Origin of the sequence: Vreelandella jeotgali Hwa (assembly GCF_000334215.1) — a bacterium.
Taxonomy (GTDB): Bacteria; Pseudomonadota; Gammaproteobacteria; order Pseudomonadales; family Halomonadaceae; genus Vreelandella; species Vreelandella jeotgali.
Map to the genome: position 1 here is coordinate 55,133 of NZ_AMQY01000011.1, position 16,041 is coordinate 71,173.

Annotated in this window: 14 protein-coding genes; 11 read left to right on the plus strand and 3 right to left on the minus strand. The window is 66.4% G+C overall.

Annotation, left to right across the window (positions count from 1 at the left end):
• The first annotated feature begins 52 nt into the window (after positions 1-52).
• Genes C793_RS0103590 through C793_RS0103600 form a run of 3 tightly spaced genes read left to right on the plus strand, consistent with a single transcriptional unit; the run spans position 53 to position 4,332 of the window.
• Positions 53-424: a diacylglycerol kinase gene (locus C793_RS0103590; RefSeq protein ID WP_026106089.1), complete on the plus strand. Its 372-nt coding sequence runs from the start codon at positions 53-55 to the stop codon at positions 422-424.
• Positions 425-465: 41 nt separating this feature from the next.
• Positions 466-3,426, plus strand: coding sequence for a bifunctional [glutamate--ammonia ligase]-adenylyl-L-tyrosine phosphorylase/[glutamate--ammonia-ligase] adenylyltransferase (glnE, locus tag C793_RS0103595; protein ID WP_017429588.1), 2,961 nt, complete (start codon positions 466-468; stop codon positions 3,424-3,426).
• A gap of 12 nt (positions 3,427-3,438) precedes the next feature.
• The gene (locus C793_RS0103600) at positions 3,439-4,332 is read left to right on the plus strand and encodes an AEC family transporter (protein ID WP_017429589.1); all 894 of its coding nucleotides are present in this window, start codon (positions 3,439-3,441) and stop codon (positions 4,330-4,332) included.
• Between the two features lie 7 nt (positions 4,333-4,339).
• Here the strand turns inward: C793_RS0103600 and C793_RS0103605 are convergent, their stop codons facing one another.
• Positions 4,340-4,693: a hypothetical protein gene (locus C793_RS0103605; protein ID WP_017429590.1), complete on the minus strand. Its 354-nt coding sequence runs from the start codon at positions 4,691-4,693 to the stop codon at positions 4,340-4,342.
• 224 nt (positions 4,694-4,917) lie between these two features.
• Here C793_RS0103605 and C793_RS0103610 point away from each other — a divergent pair, with 224 nt between their 5' ends.
• From C793_RS0103610 to C793_RS0103640, 7 genes are all read left to right on the plus strand, one after another.
• On the plus strand, positions 4,918-6,543 hold the full coding sequence (locus tag C793_RS0103610) for a BCCT family transporter (protein ID WP_017429591.1): 1,626 nt from the start codon (positions 4,918-4,920) through the stop codon (positions 6,541-6,543).
• Between the two features lie 2 nt (positions 6,544-6,545).
• Entirely contained in the window at positions 6,546-6,707 is a 162-nt protein-coding gene (locus C793_RS14560) for a hypothetical protein (protein ID WP_017429592.1), read from the plus strand.
• 65 nt (positions 6,708-6,772) lie between these two features.
• Positions 6,773-8,146: an MFS transporter gene (locus C793_RS0103620; protein ID WP_017429593.1), complete on the plus strand. Its 1,374-nt coding sequence runs from the start codon at positions 6,773-6,775 to the stop codon at positions 8,144-8,146.
• An 8-nt stretch (positions 8,147-8,154) separates the two neighbouring features.
• The gene (locus tag C793_RS0103625) at positions 8,155-8,676 is read left to right on the plus strand and encodes a retropepsin-like aspartic protease family protein (protein WP_026106090.1); all 522 of its coding nucleotides are present in this window, start codon (positions 8,155-8,157) and stop codon (positions 8,674-8,676) included.
• 163 nt (positions 8,677-8,839) lie between these two features.
• On the plus strand, positions 8,840-9,019 hold the full coding sequence (locus C793_RS0103630; RefSeq protein WP_017429595.1) for a PLDc N-terminal domain-containing protein: 180 nt from the start codon (positions 8,840-8,842) through the stop codon (positions 9,017-9,019).
• 77 nt (positions 9,020-9,096) lie between these two features.
• Entirely contained in the window at positions 9,097-9,858 is a 762-nt protein-coding gene (locus C793_RS0103635) for a winged helix-turn-helix domain-containing protein (RefSeq protein ID WP_017429596.1), read from the plus strand.
• Positions 9,859-9,928: 70 nt separating this feature from the next.
• A complete protein-coding gene (locus C793_RS0103640) occupies positions 9,929-11,524 on the plus strand; it encodes an ATP-binding protein (protein ID WP_017429597.1) in 1,596 nt (531 codons plus the stop codon).
• Here the strand turns inward: C793_RS0103640 and C793_RS0103645 are convergent.
• The gene (locus tag C793_RS0103645; RefSeq protein WP_017429598.1) at positions 11,487-12,425 is read right to left on the minus strand and encodes a LysR family transcriptional regulator; all 939 of its coding nucleotides are present in this window, start codon (positions 12,423-12,425) and stop codon (positions 11,487-11,489) included. The two genes, C793_RS0103640 and C793_RS0103645, sit on opposite strands and share 38 nt — an antisense overlap.
• 173 nt (positions 12,426-12,598) lie before the next feature.
• On the opposite strand from C793_RS0103645, the gene metE reads away from it, so the two are divergent.
• Complete coding sequence (metE, locus tag C793_RS0103650; RefSeq protein WP_017429599.1) at positions 12,599-14,941, plus strand: 5-methyltetrahydropteroyltriglutamate--homocysteine S-methyltransferase; 2,343 nt, start codon at positions 12,599-12,601, stop codon at positions 14,939-14,941.
• Positions 14,942-15,025: 84 nt separating this feature from the next.
• On the opposite strand, the gene hemB is transcribed toward metE, so the two are convergent.
• Positions 15,026-16,033, minus strand: coding sequence for a porphobilinogen synthase (hemB, locus tag C793_RS0103655; RefSeq protein ID WP_017429600.1), 1,008 nt, complete (start codon positions 16,031-16,033; stop codon positions 15,026-15,028).
• Between the last annotated feature and the right edge of the window lie 8 nt (positions 16,034-16,041).

Sequence of the window (16,041 nt, forward strand, 5' to 3'; positions counted from 1 at the left end):
GCAAGCAGGCGCCATGCACAGCCGGTGCGCGAGTGCGATGGAGGTCAGCGTCATGAAGCCTGAACGCACCGGGCTCGCGCATCTGCGCGATTCTACGCGCTACTCTGTCAAGGGGCTGACCGCCGCGTTTCGCCACGAGGCGGCGTTTCGTCAGGAAGTGGCGCTGAGCGTCGCGCTGCTGCCGCTGACGCTGTGGCTGGGGCAGACCCCGACCCAGGTGCTGCTGCTGATCGGCAGCTGCGTGCTGGTGCTGATAACCGAGCTGCTCAACAGCGCCGTGGAGAGCGTGGTCGATCGCATCGGCACCGAGCACCACGAACTGTCCGGCCGGGCGAAGGATATCGGCTCGGCGGCGGTCATGCTGGCACTGTTGTTGGCCGGGCTGACCTGGGCGCTGCTGCTCTGGCAGCGGCTGTGCGGTTAAGGCACTCGCCCGGGCGGTAAACGCACAAGGAGAGCGAAGCGATGGCGCAGGATAACGAGATTTTTCCGCTGAGCGGCCTGCCCGAGGCGCTGCAGGACGTCGCCGGCCAGGCGCGCGAACGCCTGGCCGATACGCTGGCACAGGAAGACGCAGACAGCCGGGCCGTCTGGCAGGCGCTCACCCCCGAGCGGCAGACCGCACTGGCGCGGGTGGTCACGGTATCCAACTTTGCCCAGGACGTGCTGGTGCGCACTCCGGCGCTGCTGGGTGAGCTGCAGGCGGCCGGCGAGCTGGACGCCACGCCGGCGCGGCCGGTGCTGGAGCGCCGGCTGGCGGATGCGCTGGCTCAGGCCGACGACGAGGAGACGCTTTACGCCGCCGTGCGGCGCTTTCGCCAGGCGAAAATGCTGGGGATTATCTGGCGCGACCTGAACCGCCCCGCCGGCCATGACGTCTGGCACACCACCGCCGCGGTTACCCTGCTGGCCGAGGTCACGCTGGAGGCCACGCTGGCCTGGCTTGAAGCCTTTTACACCCCGCGCTGGGGGCGTCCGGCGCCCTGCGAGGACGGCTCGGCCCAGCGGCTGGTAGTGCTGGGCATGGGCAAGCTGGGCGCCGGCGAGCTCAATCTGTCGTCGGATATCGACCTGATTTTTGCCTACGCCGAAGACGGCGAGACCCACGGCGGGCGCAAATCGCTGGCCCACCAGGAATACTTCACCAAAATCGGGCAGAAGCTGATCGCCGCGCTGGACAGCGTTACCGCCGACGGCTTTGCCTTTCGCGTGGATATGCGCCTGCGCCCGCTGGGCGACGGCGGCCCGCTGGTGGGCAGCTTTGCCGCGCTTCTGGCCTACTATCAGGATCAGGGCCGCGAGTGGGAGCGCTACGCCATGCTCAAGGCGCGGCCGGTGGCCGGCGATGTGGTCGGCGGCGCCGGGCTGCTGCGCGGGCTGCGTCCGTTCGTGTATCGCAAGTATCTGGACTTCGGCGCGATTGAATCCCTGCGCGGGCTCAAGACCATGATTCATCGCGAGGTCAAGCGGCGCAGCATGGAAAGCAACGTCAAGCTCGGCCCCGGCGGTATCCGCGAGGTGGAGTTTGTGGTTCAGGCGTTTCAGCTGATTCGCGGCGGTCGCGACACCGAGCTGCAGCAGACCTCGCTGCGCGCCGCGCTGACACGGCTGCCGGCGCTGGGGCTGCTGCCGCAGGACGCCGTCGACGAGCTGCTGCCGGACTATGCGTTTCTGCGCGACCTCGAACACGCGCTACAGGCGCTGGACGACCGCCAGACCCAGCGACTGCCCGACGACCCCGACGCCCGGGAACGCGTCGCGCTGGCGCTGGGCTTTGCCGACTGGGCGGGCGTGATCGCGCGCCTGGGCGAAGGTCGCGAGCGCATCCAGGGGTATTTCGACGACGTCATCGCCGAGCCCGAAGAGGATGTCGAAGACGCCGACAGCGACACCCCGGACCTTGAGCAGTGGCGCCAGCTGTGGCGCGGCGAACTGACCCCGGAGGCCGCCGTGCGGCGCCTGGGCGAAGCCGGGTTCGACGATCCCGACGGCGCGCGCAAGCGCCTGGAACGGCTGTATCATTCCCGCGCGGTGCAGGGCATGCAGCGCATCGGTTTTGAGCGCCTGGATGCGCTGATGCCGCTGCTCCTCGATGCGCTGGCGCAGAATCCCACGCCCGACACCGCGCTGCCCCGGGTGCAACCGCTGATCGAAGCGGTGCTGCGGCGCACCGCGTATCTGGCGCTGCTGCGGGAAAACCCCCATGCCCTGGAACATCTGATGCGCCTGTGCGCGGCGAGCCCCTGGATCGCCGACCAGCTGGCGCGCTATCCGATTCTGCTCGACGAGCTGTTGACCCCGGAGTCGCTGTATACCCCGGCGAGCAAGGAGCGCCTGGCCGACGAGCTGCGCCAGACGCTGAACCGCCTGCCCGAGGACGACGAGGAAGCCCAGCTGGAAGCGCTGCGGGTGTTCAAGCACGCCCAGACGCTCCACGTCGCGGCGTCGGATATCGCCGGCACCCGCCACCTGATGAACGTCAGCGACTACCTGACCTACATCGCCGAGGTGATTCTCGATGCGGTGCTGGCCATGGCCTGGAAGCATCTGACCCGTAAACACGGTGTGCCCCCGGGCATGCACCGCGACCTGGCCGAATTTCTGGTGGTGGGCTACGGCAAGCTCGGCGGCATCGAGCTGGGCTACGGTTCCGATCTGGACCTGGTGTTCCTCCACCGCGCCACTCGGGGAGCCACCGATGGCCGCCGCCCGGTGGACGCCTCGGTGTTCTTCACGCGCCTGGGGCAGCGCATGATTCATCTGCTGACCGCGATTACGCCCGCCGGCAGCCTGTATGAAGTCGACATGCGCCTGCGCCCGTCGGGCAACGCCGGGCTGCTGGTGACGTCGCTGGCCGCCTACGCCGACTACCAGCGCCAGAACGCCTGGACCTGGGAGCATCAGGCGCTGGTACGCGCCCGGGTGGTGGCCGGCGATGCTACCCTCGCCGAGCGTTTCAACGCCGTGCGCCGGGAGGTGCTGGGGCAGGCTCGGCCGCGGCCGACGCTGCGCGATGACGTGGTTCACATGCGCCAGCGGATGCGCGCCCACCTGAGCAGCCGCACCCGGGAAACCTTTGACGTCAAACAGGACGCCGGCGGCATGGTGGATATCGAGTTTCTTTGCCAGTATGCCGTGCTCGCGCGGGGTGCCGAGGCGCCGGCGCTGCTGACCTACAGCGACAACGTGCGCATTCTGGATACGCTGCTGGACACCGGCTACCTGCCCGCCGACGAGGCCCGGGAACTGCGCGATGCCTATCTGGCCTATCGCAGCACCGCCCATCGCGCCGCCTTGACCGGCGACCGGGCCCGGGTCGCGGCGGGCACCTTCGAGGCCCACCGCCGCGCCGTCACCGAGCTCTGGGCGCGGGTGTTCGAGCCGGCGGCGACCGACGAAGGCGCGTCGTCGTCACTCCCGGGTTAATCGGAATATCGCATGCTTAGCCAGATTCTGACCACGCTTCTCCCCGTCTTTCTGATTGCCGGCTGCGGCACGCTTTACGGGCATTTTCGCACGCCGGATATCCGCAGCCTGAACACCCTGAACATGGAGCTGTTTGTCCCGCTGCTGGTGTTTGCGGTGCTCGCCGAGCGCGATGCGCCGCTTTCCGACTACGCCTGGCTGGCGCTCGGCGCCGCCGCCGTGGTGCTGGGATCGGGGCTGGTGCTGTGGCCGCTGGCACGCTGGTTGCGCATGGCGCCCAGGATGTTTCTGCCGCCCATGATGTTCAACAACACCGGCAATATGGGGCTGCCGCTGATCGTGCTGGCGTTTGGCGACCAGGCGCTGCCCGCGGCGGTAGTGGTGTTTATCGTCGAGATGGTGCTGCATTTTTCGGTGGGGCTTTACATGGTAGACCCCGGCACGCCGCTGTGGCGGCTGATGCGTCTGCCCATCGTGCTCGCGAGTCTCGCCGGGCTGGCGGTAAATCTGGCGGGCGTAGCGCTGCCCGAGTGGTTGATCGCGCCCATGCACACCCTGGGGGAAGTCAGCATCCCGCTGATGCTGTTTGCGCTGGGCGTGCGCCTGCTGGAGGTGGATTTCGGCGACTGGCGCACCGGGCTGCTGGGCGCGCTGGCATGCCCGGTGTCGGGGATATTGGTGGCGCTGCCGCTGGCCTGGCTACTGCCGCTGGATACGCTGGGGCTGGCGGTGCTGCTGGTGTTTGCCGCGCTGCCGCCGGCGGTGCTCAATTACCTGGTGGCCGAGCAGTACCGGCTCTCGCCGCACCGGGTTGCCTCGCTGGTACTGATCGGCAACCTGGGCAGCCTGGTGGTCATGCCGCTGATCCTGGCCGCCGTGTTTACCTGGGTGCACGCGCCGGCCTGACCCGGGGCTAACGCTCTCGGGGTTCGTCGTCCCTGATGGAATAATGCCCTTCCAGGGTTTCGTGCGGCCCCGGCGGCTCACGGCGGGCATTGCCGCCGCCGATATCGGTGGCCTGGTGGGCGCGCGCCGCTTCCATGCGCTTTTTCATGCGGTGGCGTAAAAACGGCATCATCGCCCAGCCGATGAGCAGCAGCACCAGCCCCAGCACCAGCGCTATTATCATCATGGCGCCAAACAGCAGCCAGGTAAAAAACAGCTTGATACTGCTCGCCAGGCTGTCCGGGCGGGTTTGTGCCGCGCGGGCACGCCAGCGGTTGGCGGCCTGCCAGGCGGCATTGCGCGAGTTGTGAGGATCGGGCATGAGGCGGTCTCCACGAGCGAATAACGGCTCGGTGTCGAGGGTTGATACCGTATTGGAACACAGCCGGCCGTTTGGGTTCAGCCGCGTGGGCGTGGCTGTCATTCCCGGATTTATATTCAGGTTCGCTTATGCGAACAGGCCGCTGAGCTGGTAGAGTCTGCACGGCGCCGGCCCGGCATTGTGTCCGGTCGACGACGAATCCAACGCGAGGTCAAGGAGACGACATGGCAAATCACGGCGGCAGGACGGTATTCATTGCCTCAACGGTGATTATTCTGGGGCTGGTCCTCGTCGGCGCCGCGTTCCCCGAGGCTTTTGGCCATGCGGCCCAGGCCGCGCTGGATAGCATTACCCGGCTGTTTGGCTGGTTTTATCTGTTTTCGGTATTCGGTTTCGTGGTGTTTTTGCTGGGGCTGGCGTTTTCCCGTTATGGCAAGGTGCGGCTGGGCCCCCAGGACAGCCGGCCCAACTACAGCTTTTTTTCCTGGGTGAGCATGCTGCTGGCGGCCGGCTTTGGCGTGGGGCTGGTGTTTTACGGCATGGCCGAGCCCATGTCGCACTTCATCGAGCCGCCCTACGGCGACCAGCAAGCGGGCACTACCGAAGCCGCGCGCCTGGCCATTCAGTACACCTACTTTAACTGGGGCATTCACCAGTGGGCGGCGTTTTCCGTCGTGGGGCTGATCATTGCCTACTTCCAGTTCCGCAAGGGCCAGGCGGGGCTGGTGTCGTCGGTGCTCTCTTCGGTGACCGCCAAATATCCCCGGGTGCGCCGCTACGCCTCCTGGCTGGACGTGTTCGCCGTCGTGGCCACGGTCATGGGCGTGGCCACATCGCTGGGGCTGGGTGTGCTGCAGATGAACGGCGGGCTCAACGCGGTTTTCGGCCTGCCGGAAAACGGCTGGTGGCAGTTCGTGATTCTGCTGGTGATGTTCTGCGCCTACATGGCCTCAACCTGGTCGGGCCTCGACAAGGGCATCAAGCGTTTGTCCAACCTCAACATGGCGATGTGCATCCTCCTGATGCTGTACGTGCTGCTCTCGGGGCCCACCGTGGCGATTCTGGAAACCATCACCCTGGGCATCGGCGACTACCTGCAGAACTTCATCAGCATGAGCCTGCGCATCGCGCCGTATACCGACACCAACTGGGGCAGCGACTGGACGATTTTCTACTGGGCCTGGGTGATCGCCTGGTCGCCGTTTGTGGGCACCTTCGTGGCCCGGGTGTCGCGCGGGCGTACCATCAAGGAATACGTCTTCGGCGTGCTGCTGGTGCCGCCGCTGCTGGCCTGCCTGTGGATCGGCGTGTTCGGCGGCGCCGCGCTGCACATGGAGCTGGGCGGCGGCGATATCGGCCTGGCGCAGGCGACCCAGGACAACATCACCGTGGCGCTGTTTGAAATGTTCGACCTGATGCCGTTTTCCGGCCTGCTGTCGATCATGGCGATGCTGTTGATCTTCGTCTTTCTGGTGACCTCGGCGGATTCGGCGTCGTACATTGTGGCGCAGATGACCGATAACGGCTCGATCAATCCGCCGCTGTACAAGCGCGTGCTCTGGGGCGTGCTGATCGCCGCGATCTGCCTGACGCTGATTGTCGCCGGCGGGCTGACCGGGCTGCAGTCGGCGGCGGTGCTGTCGGCGTTGCCGTTCACCTTCATTCTCTACATGATGATCGTGGTGCTGCTGCGCGAACTGCGCGCCGACCGCAAGGCGATGCTGACTCAGCTGTACCGCCGCCACGGCGAAACGCCCGTGGGCGCCGATGCCTTCGAGGCCGATCAGCTGGGCGAGGAGGAGCGTCTGCGGCGTGCGCCCAGCGTGGTCAATCGGCGCATCAATCATTAACTATGGCAAGATACTCACGCCGTGGCGCAACCCGCCAACCGTCCACCCGCGATGCCGCCAACGGCAACCGGTTTGACCGCTGGCTGAACGCGGCGGTGTCGTTGGCCGTGGTGATTGCGATGACGGTGGGAGCGGCGGCCGTGCTTGCGCACTGGCTGCTGTAGCGTCCCGCCTTGCGCTGCTCCGCCGGCGTTTTTAGCTACCGACACCGATAACACCGGAAACTGCCATGCCGTCCGAATCGTCCCGTCGCGACCCCGCTCAGGCCCCGCCGTCGGCATACGCCTCGCGCCGGGAAATTCTCGGCTGGGCGATGTTCGATTTCGCCAATCAGGCCTATACGCTGCTGATTATCACCGTGGTATTCGGCGAGCTGTTTACCACGGTGATTGTCGGCGAGCATCACGGCAGCTACCGGCTGGCCAACTTTCTCTGGAGTCTGGCGCTGGCCATCAGCTATCTGATGGTGGTGGTCACGGCGCCGCTGTGCGGGGCGGTCATGGACGGTCGTGCCGCCAAGAAGCGCTTTCTGTGGTGGAGCTATCTGGCCACGGTGGCGTCGACCGCGATGCTCTACTTTGTCGCGCCGGGATACGTGGCGCTGGGCTTCGTGCTGATTATTGTCTCCAACTATGCCTATTCCATGGGCGAGTCGTTTATCGCGGCGTTTCTCCCCGAGCTGGGGCCGCCGTCGGCGCTGGGGCGGATTTCCGGCTTCGGCTGGGCGCTGGGGTACATCGGCGGGCTGTTCGCCGCCGGCTTTACTCTGGTGGTGCTGGGCGAGGCCACCGCCGACAACTTTTCGCGTATCCGCTTTGTGGGGCCGTTTGCCGCCGGGTTTTTCCTGCTGGCGGCGCTGCCGACCTTTGCCTGGCTGAAAGAGCGCGGTACCCCCCGGGCGGTGAATGAGCCCTACCGCCGCATTGCCCGCCGGCGCCTGATGGTAACGCTGCGCGACCTGCGCCACTTTCAGGACCTGAGCCGGTTTCTGGTCTCGCTGCTGTTTTCCATGGCCGGCGTTTACATTGTGATCGCCTTTGCCTTTATCTATGGCGGCCAGGTCATCGGCTGGGACGCCGGGGTGCGCAACATCATGTTTATTATCGTACAGCTGACCGCGGCGGCGGGGGCGCTGGGCTTCGGCGCGCTCCAGGACCGCCTGGGCGCAAAGTTTACCTACCAGATGACGCTGGTGCTGTGGGTCGCCTCCATTGTGGCGATCTGGGCCACGCCGACGCTGACCGCATGGGTCAACGCGCAGCTGGGCTGGCACTGGCAGGCGCAGTACCTGTTTCTGGTGGTAGGCTGTCTGGCAGGGTTGAGCCTGGGCTCCAGCCAGTCGGCCAGCCGGGCGCTGGTGGGGCTGTTTTCACCGGCGGGCAAGGCGGCCGAGTTTTTCGGCTTCTGGGGGCTGGCCAACAAGCTGGCCGGCGTTTTCGGCATTGTGCTGCTGGGGTTGCTTCAGGCCCTGATCGGGCTGGCGGCCTCCATCCTGCTGTGTGCGGGGCTGTTCATGGCGGCGATGCTGATTTGTGCCCGGGTGAATGAGACCCGGGGGCGTGCCGCGGCCTGCCGGTGGCAGCCGGCGGCGGACGGCACTTAGGAGGCTATATGTCAGCACGGAACGGAGGGCGGCGCGGCGGTATCGTCATGATGCTGCTGTTCTGGATACTGCTGATGACCGTCGGCACCTGGTGGCTGCAGGGCGGACTGGAGTCGCTGACCCACCCCAACGCCGATCTGGTGACCACCGCTGACAGCGGCATGCCGCTAACCCTGGAGCGCAACCGCGCCGGGCATTTCAAGGCGCCGGGCGAGATCAACGGCGAGCCGGTTACGTTTCTGCTGGATACCGGCGCGACCTATGTGGCGCTGCCCGGCGGGCTGGCCGACAGGCTGGGGCTGAAACGCGGCGAGCGCGTCTGGTTCAGCACCGCCAACGGCCGGGTCAAGGGGGCGCGGGTGCAGCTGGATTCGGTCGGCCTGGGCGGTATCCGCATGCGCGATGTTCAGGGCTCGGTGAGCCCCAACATGGACAACGACACCGTGCTGCTGGGCATGAGCTTTTTAAGCCGGCTGAGCATCCGCATTCACGACGGCGAAATGGTGCTTTCCCTGCCCGATTCCCCCTGATAACGGCCGGCAGGCAGCAGGACGCGGGAAACGCCAGCCGTAGCCGTCGTCGAAAACAGCGCAATGTCGCGGGCAGCGCGGAATCGTCGTGTCGGCGTCCTTGCTGTATGCTGATGCCGATCATGCCGCAAGGCGGCAGTATTCCACACTTCAAGGAGCGGCCATGGGGATTGAAACCGGAGGTCTGCTGGGCCTCATCTGGCTGATCGTTATCGTCTGGGCCATCATCAAGGTGGCCAAAAGCCCGGCGGGCGGGCTGTCCAAACTGCTATGGATTCTGCTCCTGCTGTTCTTCCCGCTGTTCGGCTTTATTATCTGGCTGCTGCTGGGGCCCAGCGGGTAGCGCACGGCAGGGTGGTAGAGCCGCTGCTGTACAGGGAAGAGATCCGTCATACGCGCAGAGCTACAGGATACACAAACATGGTCGATCATCTGGAACAACAGATTCAGGCGCTGGGGTCGCAGGAAGGTTCGGGCCTGGCGTATGGCGAGCGCAAGCACGTCCTGATCATCGAGGACGATCAGCGTCTGGCCGAACTGACCCGTGATTACCTTGAGGCCAACGGCTTTCGGGTCACTCTCGAAGCCGACGGCGGCAAGGGCGTGGAGCGTATTACCGGTCTGGCGCCGGACTTGGTGATTCTTGACCTGATGCTGCCCGGCGAGGATGGCCTGGCGATTTGCCGCCGCGTGCGGCCGCACTATGCCGGCCCCATCATGATGCTGACGGCGCGCAGCGACGACCTCGACCAGGTGCTGGGGCTGGAAATGGGGGCCGATGACTACATGCCCAAGCCGGTGCAGCCGCGGGTGCTGCTGGCGCGCATGCGAGCGCTGTTGCGCCGCGCCGAGTACAGCGTTCCCGCCGTGGGAGAGCAACGCCTGCGCTTTGATAATCTGGACATCGACCACGCGACCCGCGAGGCCTGGCTGGACGGCGAGCGCATCGACCTCACCAGCGCCGAATTTGACCTGCTCTGGCTGCTGGCGAGCAACGCCGGCCGCGTGCTGACACGGGAAGAAATCTTCCATGACCTGCGCGGCATCCGCTACGACGGCCAGGACCGCTCGATTGACGTGCGCGTCTCGCGGATTCGTCCCAAGGTCGGGGATGACCCCCACCATCCCCACCGGATCAAGACCGTGCGCAGCAAGGGCTATCTCTTTGTCAAGGACAGCTGATCCGTCGGGATAGCTGATACCGCCGGGCCGGGCGCGCGGCTGGGCCCCAGGCCAACGGGATGTCGTCACCATGCGCTGGAAAGTCATTCGAGGGTCGTTTGTTCGCCTCTACCTGCTGCTGGGGATGTCGCTGCTGGCGGTGTTTCTGATCGCTGTGGGCGGGCGAGCGCTGATCGACCAGGTGCGTCAGAAGGATTACCGCGAGCAGCTGGCGACGCTGCCCGTCGCGCTGGTGGCCGAAGAGCTCAGCGAGCTGGCGCCCGGGCCCCGCGACAAGCGCCTGGCCAAGCGCGCGCGGGAACTGGGTATGGAATTGCGCCTGACCCGCATGGACGCCGCCGACCCGGGCTATTTTGAACGTATCCGCTTGAAGCAGGGGCGCGCCCTGGTAGAGCCCTCACCCTGGCGGCTGCGCAAACGCCTGCCGGGAACCTCCTGGCTGCTGACGGCGCGGTTCGACGACTGGAGCGAGCGTCAGTGGCACGCCACCGCAAAGCTGCTGGGCGAGTGGCTGGCGGCCATGCCCGCCGAAGCCCGCCGCGGGCGCCTGGCCTCGTTGGCCGTGGGCAGCTGGCCGCTGTCGTTGCGCGAACGCCTGCCCGCGGCGCTGTCGCCACGTCAGCGCGCCCGCCTGGCTCAGGGGCAGGTGATCACGCGGCTGACGCACGAACGGCTGGCGGTGACGTTCTGGGCCCGGCTGCCCGGCGAGCAGCGCTGGGTCACCATGGGGCCCATGACCCGCGGCGGCTCGCTGGCGCTCAACCTCAATCTGCCGCTGCTCATGGGCTTGCTGCTGGCGCTGTCGCTGTGTATCTACCTGGTGATGCAGCGTATCGAGTCGCGCATGGCGCGTCTGGAGCTGGCCGCCGCGCGGATCGCCAGCGGCCGGCTGGAAACCCGGGTCAAGGTCGAAAACGGCGATTTTCTGGGCCGGCTGGGCATGGCTTTCAACGGCATGGCCCGCCAGGTACAAACGCTGCTGCGCGGCCAGCAGGACATGATCCGCGCGGTATCCCACGAGCTGCGCACCCCGGTAGCGCGTATCCGCTTTGCCGCCCAGATGGTCGAGGACATGACCGATGAGCCGACCATCCGCCGCCAGCTGCAGGGCATTGACGCCGATATCGGCGAGCTTGACGAGCTGATCGATGAAATCCTCACCTTTGCCCGGCTCGACGGCCAGACCCTGGGCGGCGCCGAGATGGAAACCACCCCGGTGGAATGCCGGGCGATGGCCGGCCGCGTGATCGAGAGCCTGGCACCGCTCCACGAAAGCCTGACGATCGCCCTGGCCCCGGGCCCCGAGGTGATGCTCGACGCCGAGCCGCGCTACCTTCAGCGGGCGCTGCAAAACCTGGTCAGCAACGCCTGCCGCTACGGCCGCTCGCAGGTAGCGGTGCAGCTATCGGCCGAGCCCCGCCTGGTGCGCATTGACGTGGAAGACGACGGCCCCGGGGTGCCCGACGACGACCGCGAGGGCATTTTCAAGCCCTTTGCCCGGCTGGATACCAGCCGCACCCGCAGTTCCGGCGGCTACGGGCTGGGGCTTTCCATCGTGCTGAAGATCATGGCCGGCCACGGCGGCAGCGTCACCGTGGACCGCAGCGAGACGCTGGGCGGTGCGCGCTTCACGTTACTGATTCCTCGTCGTGAGCCGCCGGCCTGATACCCGAGAGCACCGCAAAAGACGTCTCCCGCGCAGTGCGCAGAAAATCCTGCATCCATGACGTTTCCCGGGTTTCCTCCCGCAGTGCGGCGTACAGCGTACTCCATACGCCGCGCTCGCCCAGCTGCACGGCGCTGACGTAGTCGCGCTCCAGGTACTCGGTCAACGCCCAGCTGGGCAGCGCGCAGACGCCGCGTCCGCTGGCCACCAGCTGCATCATCATGATGGTCAGCTCCGCCGTGCGGATCTCGGCCGGGGCGACGCCCGCCGGGTCGAGAAACTGCGTGAACACATCCAGCCGCGACTGCTCCACCGGATAGGTAATCAGCGTTTGTCCCGCCAGCGCCTCGGGCATGACAAAGCCCCGCCCGGCGAGCGAGTGTTGGCGCGCCACCGCCAGCAGCCCTTCGTAGCGAAACAGCGGCGCGTAGTGAATGCCGTCGATGGGCTGAGGGTCGGCGGTGATGACCAGGTCCAGCTGCTCCCGGGCCAGCGCGGGCAGCGGGGCGAAGTGGTGGCCGGTGGGAATGTCGATTTCCACTTCGGGCCAGTGATCGCGAAAGCGGTCCACCGTGGGCATCAGCCACTCAAAGCAGCTGTGACACTCGATGGCCATGTGCAGCCGGCCCTGTTCGCTGCCCGCGAGCCGGGCCACGTCGCGCTCGGCCTCGCGCACCCGGGGGAGTACCTGTTCGGCCAGGGTGAGTAGTCGCAGGCCGGCGCGGGTAAACGCCACCGGCCGGGTCTTGCGGGTAAACAGCTCGCTGTCGATGCGGCTTTCCAGGTCCTTGATCTGATGGGACAACGCCGACTGGGTCAGGTGCACGCGCTCGGCGGCTTCCACCAGCGAGCCGGTATCGCGCAGGGCGAGCAGGGTACGAAGGTGACGCAGCTCAATCATGGCGGGCAGGCATCGGGAGGATAACGTCTTGCCGAAGGACAAGGCCTTGCTGAAATATATTCATTTTATGTATTAAAAAGATTAGTTTGATTCACTTTTGGGCGCCCAGCACACTGCAGGCAGGTTCGATTCGCCGCGTATCCACGCGGCATTCACGTTAAAGGACATCCTGCATGACAGTTTCTCATATTCCGGGCTACCCGCGTATCGGTGCCTTTCGCGAGCTGAAAAAAGCCACCGAAGCCTACTGGAAGGGCGACCTCGACGCGACGGCGCTGGAAAGCACCGCCCAAACCCTGCGCGCCGAGCACTGGCAGGCACAGTACGATGCCGGGCTGGACTTCGTCAGCGTCGGCGATTTTGCGTTTTATGACCAGGTGCTCAACGTCTCGGTATTGCTGGGGGCCGTTCCCGAGCGCTTTAACGCCGCGGCCGAAGTCGGGCCGGAAAACGCTGGGCCGGGCGAGGTCACGCTGGACACCGCCTTCCGCATGGCCCGGGGTCGCGCGCCCAGCGGTGAGCCCGCCGCCGCCTGCGAGATGACCAAGTATTTTGATACCAACTATCACTACCTGGTCCCCGAGCTGCACGCGGGGCAAACCTTCAAGCTGGCCTCAAGCCGCCTGTTTGACGAGGTCGCCGAGGCCCAGGCCGCAGGCTTTACCCCCAAGGTTACGCTGACCGGGCCGCTTACCTGGCTGTGGCTGGGCAAGGAAAAGGGCGCCGCCTTCAACCGTCTGGACCTGCTCGACGGCGTGCTCGACGTCTATGCGGCCATACTCACCCGGCTGGCCGAGCAGGGCGTGGAATGGGTGCAGCTGGATGAACCGGCGCTGGTTCAGGACCTCCCCGCCGAGTGGCAGCAGGCCTACGAGCGCGCCTATAACCGTCTGCAGTCCACCTCGGTGAAGATTCTGCTGGCAACCTACTTTGGCGGCCTGGGCGATAATCTTTCGGTAGCCACGCGCCTGCCGGTGGCCGGCATCCACGTGGACGCCGTGCGCGCGCCGGGCGAGCTGGACCATGTAGTCGATCGCATCGGCCCGCATCGGGTGCTGTCCGTCGGCGTGATCGACGGGCGCAACGTCTGGCGCGCCGATCTGGCCGCGCTGCGCGAGCGCCTGCAGCCGCTGAAAGTGCGCCTGGGCGATCGCCTGTGGGTAGCCCCCGGCTGTTCGCTGCTGCACGTCCCGGTAGATGTCAACGCCGAAACCGACCTGGACACCGAGCTGAAGAGCTGGCTGGCGTTTGCCCGCCAGAAGCTCGACGAAACGGTGACCCTGGCGCGCCTGCTCGACGGCCGCGCTACCGCCGACGACGAGCAGCGCCTGGCGGACGCCACCCGGGCGCTGGACACTCGCCGCGAATCCGCGCGGATTCACCAGCCGGCGGTGGCCACCCGCCTGGCGGCAATCAAACCGGCGGACAGCCAGCGCACTGCGCCCTACGCCACCCGCTCCCGGGCCCAGCGCGAGGCGCTTGCGCTGCCGCTGTACCCGACGACGACCATCGGCTCCTTCCCACAGACCGGGGATATCCGCGCCGACCGCCGTGCGCACAAGAACGGCGACCTGAGCACCGAGGAGTACGAAGCGCGGATGCGCGGCGAGATCGCCTACGCAGTGGAACGCCAGGAAGCGCTGGGCATCGACATGCTGGTGCACGGCGAGGCCGAGCGCAACGACATGGTCGAATACTTCGGCGAGCAGCTCGACGGCTTCGCCTTCACCCGCTTTGGCTGGGTGCAGAGCTACGGCTCGCGCTGCGTGAAGCCGCCGGTGATCTTCGGCGACGTCACCCGCCCCGCGCCCATCACCGTGCGCTGGAGCGAATACGCCCAGTCGCTCACCGACAAGCCGATGAAGGGCATGCTCACCGGCCCGGTGACCATTCTGCAGTGGTCGTTCGTGCGCGACGACCAGCCACGCGATACCACCTGCCGCCAGATTGCGCTGGCGCTGCGCGACGAGGTGGTGGACCTGGAAGGCGCCGGCATCCAGGCGATCCAGATCGACGAGCCGGCGCTGCGCGAAGGCCTGCCGCTACGCCGGGCCGAGTGGCAGGCGTATCTCGACTGGGCGGTGGAGAGTTTCCGCCTGAGCGCCTCGGGCGTTGCCGACGCCACCCAGATTCATACCCACATGTGCTATTCCGAGTTCAACGACATCATCGGGGCGATTGCCGCGCTGGACGCCGACGTGATCACCATCGAGACCTCGCGCTCGGACATGGAGCTGTTGGACGCCTTCCAGGACTTTGCCTACCCCAACGAGATCGGCCCCGGGGTTTACGATATCCACAGCCCCAATCTGCCCGACGTGGACTGGATGGTCACGCTGATGGAAAAGGCCGCCGAGCGGATTCCCGCCGAGCGCCTCTGGGTCAACCCCGACTGCGGGCTGAAAACCCGGCGCTGGGACGAGGTCGAGCCGGCGTTGGCGCGCATGGTTGAAGCCGCCGAAAGCCTGCGCGAGCGCGCCGGGGCAACAAACGCGGAAGGCGCCGCCACGGTGTAAAAACGCGCCTTCACATGCAAAAGCCGGCCCCGGGGGGCCGGCTTTTTTGTAGCGATGATTTAGTAGCGATGATGAACGGGTCGGCTAACGGGCCAACAGCCTGGCGGCATCCAGCGCGAAATAGGTGAGAATGCCGTCGGCGCCGGCGCGCTTGAAGCAGGTGAGCGATTCCAGAATCACCTTGTCGGCGTCGAGCCAGCCGTTGTCGAAGGCGGCGCGGTGCATGGCGTATTCGCCGCTGACCTGGTAGGCAAACGTCGGCACGGCCAGCTCGTCCTTCACCCGGCGCACCACGTCGAGATACGGCATACCGGGCTTGATCATCACCATGTCGGCGCCTTCGGTGATGTCCATGGCGACTTCGTGCAGCGCTTCGTCGCCGTTGGCCGGGTCCATCTGGTAGGTGCGCTTGTCGGCCTGGCCGAGATTGCCCGCCGAGCCGATGGCGTCGCGGAAGGGGCCGTAGTAGCTCGACGCGTACTTGGCGCTATAGGCCATGATGCGGGTGTGAATCAAGCCATCGTGCTCGAGCGCCTCGCGGATGGAGCCGATGCGCCCGTCCATCATGTCCGACGGGGCGACGACGTCGGCGCCGGCCCTGGCGTGGGACAGCGCCTGCTGGATAAGCGCCTCGACGGTGGGTTCATTCTGCACGTAGCCGGTGGCGTCGAGTATGCCGTCTTGGCCGTGGCTGGTGTAGGGGTCGAGCGCCACATCGGTGATGATCCCCAGCTGCGGCAGGGCTTCCTTGAGCCCGCGCACGCTGCGCTGGATCAGCCCGTCGGCGTTCCAGGCCTCACTGGCCGTCTCGCTTTTGCCGTCGGCTTCAACCACCGGAAACAGCGCCAGCGCGGGGATGCCCAGCGCGTAGGCTTCGCGCGCCTGCTCGATCAGCAGGTCCAGCGTCAGGCGCTCCACGCCGGGCATCGAAGGCACGGCCTGGCGCTGGTTGACGCCTTCCATGACAAACACCGGCAGAATCAGATCGGCCGGGGTGAGCGTGTTCTCGCGCATCAGCCGACGGGTAAAATCGTCCCGGCGCATGCGGCGCATGCGGGTGCCGGGGAAGTGGCGCGGAGTCGGGGTGGTCAAGGAAACCT

What these genes read in the sequence shown, in the direction of transcription:
- C793_RS0103590 (WP_026106089.1), top strand. Translation starts at nt 53, where the DNA reads ATGAAGCCTGAACGCACCGGGCTCGCGCATCTGCGCGATTCTACGCGC.
- glnE (WP_017429588.1), top strand. Translation starts at nt 466, where the DNA reads ATGGCGCAGGATAACGAGATTTTTCCGCTGAGCGGCCTGCCCGAGGCG.
- C793_RS0103600 (WP_017429589.1), top strand. Translation starts at nt 3,439, where the DNA reads ATGCTTAGCCAGATTCTGACCACGCTTCTCCCCGTCTTTCTGATTGCC.
- C793_RS0103605 (WP_017429590.1), bottom strand. Translation starts at nt 4,693, where the DNA reads ATGCCCGATCCTCACAACTCGCGCAATGCCGCCTGGCAGGCCGCCAAC.
- C793_RS0103610 (WP_017429591.1), top strand. Translation starts at nt 4,918, where the DNA reads ATGGCAAATCACGGCGGCAGGACGGTATTCATTGCCTCAACGGTGATT.
- C793_RS14560 (WP_017429592.1), top strand. Translation starts at nt 6,546, where the DNA reads ATGGCAAGATACTCACGCCGTGGCGCAACCCGCCAACCGTCCACCCGC.
- C793_RS0103620 (WP_017429593.1), top strand. Translation starts at nt 6,773, where the DNA reads ATGCCGTCCGAATCGTCCCGTCGCGACCCCGCTCAGGCCCCGCCGTCG.
- C793_RS0103625 (WP_026106090.1), top strand. Translation starts at nt 8,155, where the DNA reads ATGTCAGCACGGAACGGAGGGCGGCGCGGCGGTATCGTCATGATGCTG.
- C793_RS0103630 (WP_017429595.1), top strand. Translation starts at nt 8,840, where the DNA reads ATGGGGATTGAAACCGGAGGTCTGCTGGGCCTCATCTGGCTGATCGTT.
- C793_RS0103635 (WP_017429596.1), top strand. Translation starts at nt 9,097, where the DNA reads ATGGTCGATCATCTGGAACAACAGATTCAGGCGCTGGGGTCGCAGGAA.
- C793_RS0103640 (WP_017429597.1), top strand. Translation starts at nt 9,929, where the DNA reads ATGCGCTGGAAAGTCATTCGAGGGTCGTTTGTTCGCCTCTACCTGCTG.
- C793_RS0103645 (WP_017429598.1), bottom strand. Translation starts at nt 12,425, where the DNA reads ATGATTGAGCTGCGTCACCTTCGTACCCTGCTCGCCCTGCGCGATACC.
- metE (WP_017429599.1), top strand. Translation starts at nt 12,599, where the DNA reads ATGACAGTTTCTCATATTCCGGGCTACCCGCGTATCGGTGCCTTTCGC.